The sequence below is a fragment of the Acidiphilium iwatense genome (assembly GCF_021556475.1).
Taxonomy (GTDB): Bacteria; Pseudomonadota; Alphaproteobacteria; order Acetobacterales; family Acetobacteraceae; genus Acidiphilium; species Acidiphilium iwatense.
This window is the reverse complement of the sequence record NZ_JAKGBZ010000021.1, coordinates 52,044-58,470: the sequence shown is the minus strand read 5'-3', so window position 1 is coordinate 58,470 and position 6,427 is coordinate 52,044. Positions and strand designations below refer to the sequence as shown.

Below are 6,427 nucleotides of genomic sequence, written 5' to 3'. Positions count from 1 at the left end.
CTAAGACTGCCCTAGTGCACCGGACAACAAAAAGCCGCCTTGCGGCGGCTTCAATGCATTGATTTGGTTTGATAAACTTGGTTGCGGGGGCACGATTTGAACGTGCGACCTTCAGGTTATGAGTTCTGTCCCGGCCCTTTTCGCGGGTTTTTGCCCCCTCCCCCTGGACTACGCCAGAGCACGATAACCAACTGTTTTCGTTGACTATTACTGCCTATCGGCTTACGCTCACCCTTGACCGGAATTGCCTGGATTTTCTCCCAAATGATTCCGATTTGATTCCGGGGATTCCGGTGTTCTGAGGATGTTCCATGGCCAAGATCACGAAACGTTCCGTTGATGGAGCCGCTCCTGGGGAGCAGGAATATTTCATCTGGGACGAGGAACTGAAAGGCTTCGGTCTGCGCGTCTATCCATCCGGCCGGAAGATGTACCTTGCACAGTTCCGGGCAGGGGGTCGGGTCCGGCGCGTCAATGTCGGCCTCCACGGCGCCATCACCGCGGAAGATGCCAGGACGGAGGCCATAAAGCACCTCTCGGTTGTCCGGCTTGGCGGCGACCCGGCGGCCGAACGCGACCGGCGCAAGGCATCGCCCACCATGAAGGAATTCGGCAAGCGATTCCTAGAGAAACATGTCGCCAGCCACTGCAAGCCGACCACCCAGGCTGAATACAAGCGGTCGGTCGAGTTGTTTATCAATCCAAAGATCGGCAGCCACCGGATCATCGACGTGACAAGGGGCGATATCGTCGAGCTTCATCAATCGATGAAGGCGACGCCCTACCAAGCCAACCGGACCCTTGGTGTCCTCTCCATCATGTTCACCGTTGCCCACACCTGGGGTGTCCGTATCGATGGGGTAAACCCCTGCTGGAAGGTCAAACGCTACAAGGAAGAGAAGCGCGAGCGCTACCTCACCGCCGAGGAACTGGCTCGGCTCGGCAGGGTGCTGCGCGAATCCAATGCAGAGCGCGAGGCCGTCAACTGCATCCAGTTGCTCCTGCTGACCGGCTGCCGCCTCAGCGAGATCCAGAAGCTCAAATGGGCCTATGTCGATCTCGACGCCGGGGTGTTGCGGCTGCCAGATTCCAAAAGCGGCGCGAAGTTGGTCTCGATCGGACAGGCCGCCGCCGATGTCTTCAAGGCCATCCCCAGGATCGAGGGGAACCCGTATGTCATCACCGGCCAAGTGAAGGGCCAGCACCTCACCGATATGCAGCGCCCATGGCGACGGCTACGCAAGCGGGCCGGACTGCCCGACGTGCGCATTCACGACCTGCGCCATTCCTTCGCCTCCGACGCGCTCCAGCTCGGGGAGGATCTGACGATGATCGGTCGGCTGCTGGGTCATACCCAAGTCCAGACCACAGCCCGCTACGCGCACCTCAAAACCGGCCCCGTGAGGGCCGCTGCCGATAAGGTCGCCAATGCCATCGCCACTGCACTACTCCAATCTCCCCAAAAACCTGAACAGGCGGCATAGCGCCCAACCAAGCCGTTCCAGGGCTCCTACAAATTGCCCAAGAGTGGACATTACCATGGCTAGAAGGTTTTGGGAGAGTCGGGGTAGTTCGCGCCCACCTCAGTCTGTCGTTACTTTCAGTCGATTGTCTGAAAGCGGATGTGGCAAGGGGGATTCAGCCACCGCCCATTAATGACCCCATTTGATCACGAAAACGGCCTTTGAAGAGTAACCATCCGGTCTGAACCGCCTGCCGCTACGGGGAGGAGCCGTCCATAAGAGCGCTGCTATGAGCTGATTCATGGGCAAGGAGCGTCGGGCGGATGGAGATCATCACCGGAGCGGAACGCCGGCGTCGCTGGCGGGATGAAGACAAGCTGCGGATTGTTGCGGAGGCTGAGGCGCCGGGCGCGGTGTTTGCGTTGATTGCGCGGCGGCACGATATTTCGAGGGGGCAATTGTGGAAGTGGCGGGGGCAGGTTCGGCGCGGTGAATTGACGCCGGCGCCGATGGCGCCGGAATTCATTCCGGTGCGGGTGATGCCGAGTGCGGCGCTGTCGATGCCGCAGGCGTCTGGCAAATCAGTGGCGGCGAACCACGCCAGCGCTGATCTGGTGCCACAGATGCGGTCGGCGCGATCCGATGCGAGCCGGATTGAGATCGTCCTGCCGGATGGCACCTGTGTTCGGGTTGATGATGGGGTTGGGATCGCCGCCTTGCGCCGGGTGATGGCGGCGGTGCGGCGATGATCCCGGTCTCGCCCGGTGTGCGGATCTGGCTGGCGTCGGGGCATACGGATATGCGCCGTGGGATGAAGGGGCTTGCGTTGCAGGTGCAGGAAGGTCTGGGACGGGAGCCGTTCGGCGGGGACGTATTCTTCTTCCGGGGACGCAGCGGATCGTTGATCAAGGCGATCTGGCATGATGGCGTCGGATTATCACTTTATGCCAAGCGTCTGGACAAGGGGCGGTTTATCTGGCCGCAGACCGTGGACGGGGTTGTGTCACTCACGGCTGGTCAGGTCGGTTATCTTCTGGAAGCGATCGACTGGCGAAATCCGCAACAGACCTGGCGACCGCACTCTGCCGGGTAAGCTAAAAAATCAGGGTGAAAAATCGCTTTCTAATGCGAATTTCTGTAGCGAAACCCTGGCGGTTTATGATTCTATGCGGGTCATGGATATCGATCCGCTGGCTCTGCCGGACGACATTGCCGCGCTCAAAGCGATCATTTTGGGCGACCGCGCTCGGCAGTCCGATACTGCGGCCTATATCGCGCATTTGACGCTGCAGATCGAGAAGCTCAAGCGCGCCCTTTACGGCCCCAAGGCGGAACGCACGGCGCGGCTGCTCGACCAGATGGAGATGGAACTCGAGGAACTCGAGACCACTGCGACCGAGGACGAACTACGCGCCGAACGGGAGGCCGCGAAGGCGAAGGCCACGACTGTCACCGGCTTTACCCGCAAGCGTCCATCGCGCCAGCCCTTCCCCGAGCATCTGCCGCGCGAGCGGGTCGTTCTGCCAGGCCCGACCCAGTGCGCCTGCTGCGGGGGATCGCGCCTCGCCAAGCTCGGGGAGAGTGTGACCGAGACGCTGGAATCCACGCCCCGCCAATACAAAGTGATCCAGCATGTGCGGGAGAAATTCACCTGCCGTGACTGTGAGAAGATCAGTCAGGAACCCGCGCCGTTCCACACCATTCCGCGCGCCTTCGCCGGCCCCAGCCTGCTCGCAATGATCGCCTACGACAAGTTTGGCCAGCACCAGCCGCTGAACCGCCAATCCGAACGGTTCGCGCTGGAAGGCATCTCTCTGAGCGTCTCGACCCTGGCCGATCTGATTGGTGCCACCTGCGTGACGCTGGAACCGGCGTACAACTTCATCGAAACGATGGTGTTCACGGGCGGGCGGGTGCATGGCGATGACACAACCGTACCGGTGATGGCGCGGGGGCAGACCGATACGGCGCGCGTGTGGGTTTATGTGCGTGATGATCAGCCGTTCGGCGGATCGGGTCCGCCCTGCGCGGTGTTCTACTATTCGCGCGATCGCGCCGGCATTCATCCGCAAACCCATCTCGCCGGATACAGCGGTATATTCCAGGCCGATGCTTACGGCGGCTACAACAAGCTCTACGAGCCGAACCGATCGCCCGGACCCATCATCGAGGCAGCTTGCTATGCGCACGCGCGGCGAAAATTCTTCGAGCTGGCCGATATTGCGCGCAACGCCAAACGCAAGGCCCACGGCAAAACGCCGGCCTTCGTCGCGCCGATGGCGCTGGCCGCGGTGCAGCGGATCGACGCGCTGTTCGAGATCGAGCGGGGCATCAACGGCCAGTCGCCGGCCGAACGCCTGGCGGTGCGCCAGCAGCTCAGCGCCCCGCGGGTCGCCGAACTCGAGACATGGATGCGCGCCGAGCGCGCCAAACTCTCGCGCCACAATGATGTGGCCAAGGCGATCGACTATATGCTGAACCGCTGGCCGGCCTTCACCCGGTTCCTGATCGACGGACGGATTTGTCTCAGCAATAATGCCGCAGAACGCGCGCTGCGAACCCTGGCTCTGGGCAGAAAGGCTTGGTTATTCGCCGGTTCCGATCGCGGCGGTCAAAGGGCGGCCATGATGTACAGCCTGATTACGACGGCAAAGATGAACAACGTCGATCCGCAGGCATGGCTCGCCGACATCCTCGCGCGCACCGCCAGTCATCCAGCTGCCAAGATCGACGAATTGATGCCGTGGAACTGGACGTCGCAACCCAGAGTCCTGGCCGCCTGATCGTGCAGACCAATAAAGTCCACCACGTCTTCACGATTGACCGTGTCGCCAGGGACCTCGGCGAGAACGCAGAATGGCTCGCGGAAATCGCCGACGAGATGGAACCCGAAGACGGCCTGATCTGGGTCTACGATCTCAGCGACGATGGCCTCATAGCCTTCACCGACTTTGGCATCGAAAATCTGCGCGAGCTAATCGTGATCCACCGAGATAGAGCCGAATAAACTCGTCCGCGGTTCTGACCGGATGGCTACTTTGAAGACAGGGGGATGCGACTCTATTATGAAATATGGTAAAACTGCATGACGAATCTGTGCGACGCCAAATAGCCTTAAGGGAACATGTCTCTTAGCAGAAACAGACCTTGCTTTTGCGGAAGTGGCCAACGGTACAAATGGTGCCATGGGGATTTGCGTTCGCTCACCAACAATCCAGGAAAGTTCCAAGCGATTCTCACCCGACACGAAGCAGCTGAGACGATCCGTCAGAGCCAGCAAGGTTACGGTAAACCAATTATCTCAGGAGAAAGCAACGGCCACCGGATCGTCGCCGTTGGCAAGGATGTCTATTTCTCGCCCAAATGGAAAACTTTTCCTGACTTCTTGCTGGACTACATCAAGCGTACTCTAGGATCTGACTGGGGCAATGCAGAGCTCACCAAGCCTTTCAACGAGAGACACCCCATACTTCAGTGGTATGATGTCATTTGCCGATACCAGCAAGAAACGATCAAGAAGCCAGGAGAAGTTAGTTCGGCCACGATAACTGGAGCTGTTGCCTGCTACCTTGGTCTTGCCTACAATTTGTATCTCATCAAACACAACGTGGAGCTCCAAGAGCGGCTCGTCCGACGTCTTAAGAACCGCTCACAATTTCAAGGTGCCTATTATGAGTTAATTGTCGCCAACGTCCTCATCAGGTCAGGCTTTGAACTGGTACTGGAAGATGAAACAGACGGGTCGGCAAGGCACTGCGAGTTTGCGGCGGTGTCCAAAAAGACAGGCAAGAGGTACTGGATCGAGGCCAAGATGCGAGCCGTAAAAGACTTGCTCGGCAAAACAGCCGACGACGGCACAGCGAATCCAAATCCGGCTTCCGAATTGGGAAAGCACCTGAACGGAGCTCTTGCCAAGCCTGCATCAGACGACCGGCTCATCTTCATTGACTTGAACACACCTCCGGACGATCCATCAGCTGGCCCTCCCTCCTGGATGGAAGCTGCCGTAAAGCGTCTCGAAATATACGAAGCCAAAGAACTTGCAGCAGGGACTACGGCCTACGTCTTCATAACGAACGTCGCACATCACCGCTGCCTTCACAGCGCTCCCTCGGCTACCGCTTTGCCGTTTGGATTGGGTATTTCCGACTTCAGCAAGCCTGGCTACGTGCGCTTGGTGGACGCTTATCGGCAAAAAAAGCGCCACGCCGATCTTCATGACATCGGCCAAGCCTTCAGCACGTACCCACAACTCCCCTCGACATTCGATGGGAAGATGCCGTCCGAAGCGTTCGGCCAAAACCTGGGTCGGATCATCATTGGTGAGATGTACCACTTTGGAGACGATGACGGCGGTTTCATGGGTACAGTTACAACCGCTGCGGTCAATGAAGCGGAGGGATGCATGTACCTTGGGATTACTGATACAAACGACGTCTCGTCCATTCACCGTCGTCCCATGTCTGCCGACGAACTGGCTGATTACCGCGCCGCCCCCGACGCGTACTTTGGTATGATTGTGTCCACAAGCCGCCCAGTTCAAGGACCCCTAGATGCACTTGAATGGTTCATGGGTACCTACAAAGGGGTAGCTCGTGAAGAGCTTCTAAGACGCCTTACCGGCCACCCGGAGTTTGAGGTTATCAAGAGTCTGCCAGAGGACGAAATACTAGCTTACTATTGCGAAGGTATGGTCGCCGCTATGAAACAAGCCGGCCTAAACCATACGAATCCAGAACACCTGGGAGTTGCAGACAACAGGTGAATACGCGGGGATGAAGTCTCCCAGTCAAGTTGGACTAGCGAATGACAGCTTCTAGGTAAGATCATGGTAGCCAAAAAATGACTTCGTTACTCAAGAGGCGATTTAAGTTTTCCGAAGGTGGATATTTGCATGGTAGTCACCCTGGTGGACCTTCGGTGCGCGACCTGGCAGCAAGCTCCTTTTCACCTACGCCGGACGC

The 6,427-nt window shown here is 58.5% G+C and carries 6 protein-coding genes; all 6 read left to right on the top strand.

Annotation, left to right across the window (positions count from 1 at the left end):
• Window positions 1-311 precede the first annotated feature (311 nt).
• Window positions 312-1,484, top strand: coding sequence for a site-specific integrase (locus tag L2A60_RS11785; protein ID WP_235704576.1), 1,173 nt, complete (start codon window positions 312-314; stop codon window positions 1,482-1,484).
• Window positions 1,485-1,786: 302 nt separating this feature from the next.
• Window positions 1,787-2,212 carry an IS66-like element accessory protein TnpA gene (tnpA, locus tag L2A60_RS11780; RefSeq protein ID WP_235704575.1) on the top strand — a complete coding sequence of 142 codons (426 nt, stop codon included), beginning with the start codon at window positions 1,787-1,789 and terminating at the stop codon, window positions 2,210-2,212.
• Window positions 2,209-2,556, top strand: a complete 348-nt coding sequence (tnpB, locus tag L2A60_RS11775; protein ID WP_235704574.1) for an IS66 family insertion sequence element accessory protein TnpB — start codon at window positions 2,209-2,211, stop codon at window positions 2,554-2,556. Before tnpA ends, tnpB begins: the two co-directional genes overlap by 4 nt.
• Before the next feature lie 82 nt (window positions 2,557-2,638).
• Window positions 2,639-4,246: an IS66 family transposase gene (tnpC, locus tag L2A60_RS11770; protein ID WP_235704573.1), complete on the top strand. Its 1,608-nt coding sequence runs from the start codon at window positions 2,639-2,641 to the stop codon at window positions 4,244-4,246.
• Window positions 4,207-4,470: a hypothetical protein gene (locus L2A60_RS11765; RefSeq protein ID WP_235704572.1), complete on the top strand. Its 264-nt coding sequence runs from the start codon at window positions 4,207-4,209 to the stop codon at window positions 4,468-4,470. The genes tnpC and L2A60_RS11765 overlap by 40 nt, the downstream gene beginning before the upstream one ends.
• A gap of 186 nt (window positions 4,471-4,656) precedes the next feature.
• Window positions 4,657-6,228 carry a hypothetical protein gene (locus L2A60_RS11760; protein WP_235704571.1) on the top strand — a complete coding sequence of 524 codons (1,572 nt, stop codon included), beginning with the start codon at window positions 4,657-4,659 and terminating at the stop codon, window positions 6,226-6,228.
• Window positions 6,229-6,427 lie beyond the last annotated feature (199 nt).

Bases quoted from the DNA above. Each gene is read 5' to 3' on its own strand.
- tnpB (WP_235704574.1), top strand. From the start codon at position 2,209: ATGATCCCGGTCTCGCCCGGTGTGCGGATCTGGCTGGCGTCGGGGCAT.
- tnpA (WP_235704575.1), top strand. From the start codon at position 1,787: ATGGAGATCATCACCGGAGCGGAACGCCGGCGTCGCTGGCGGGATGAA.
- tnpC (WP_235704573.1), top strand. From the start codon at position 2,639: ATGGATATCGATCCGCTGGCTCTGCCGGACGACATTGCCGCGCTCAAA.
- L2A60_RS11785 (WP_235704576.1), top strand. From the start codon at position 312: ATGGCCAAGATCACGAAACGTTCCGTTGATGGAGCCGCTCCTGGGGAG.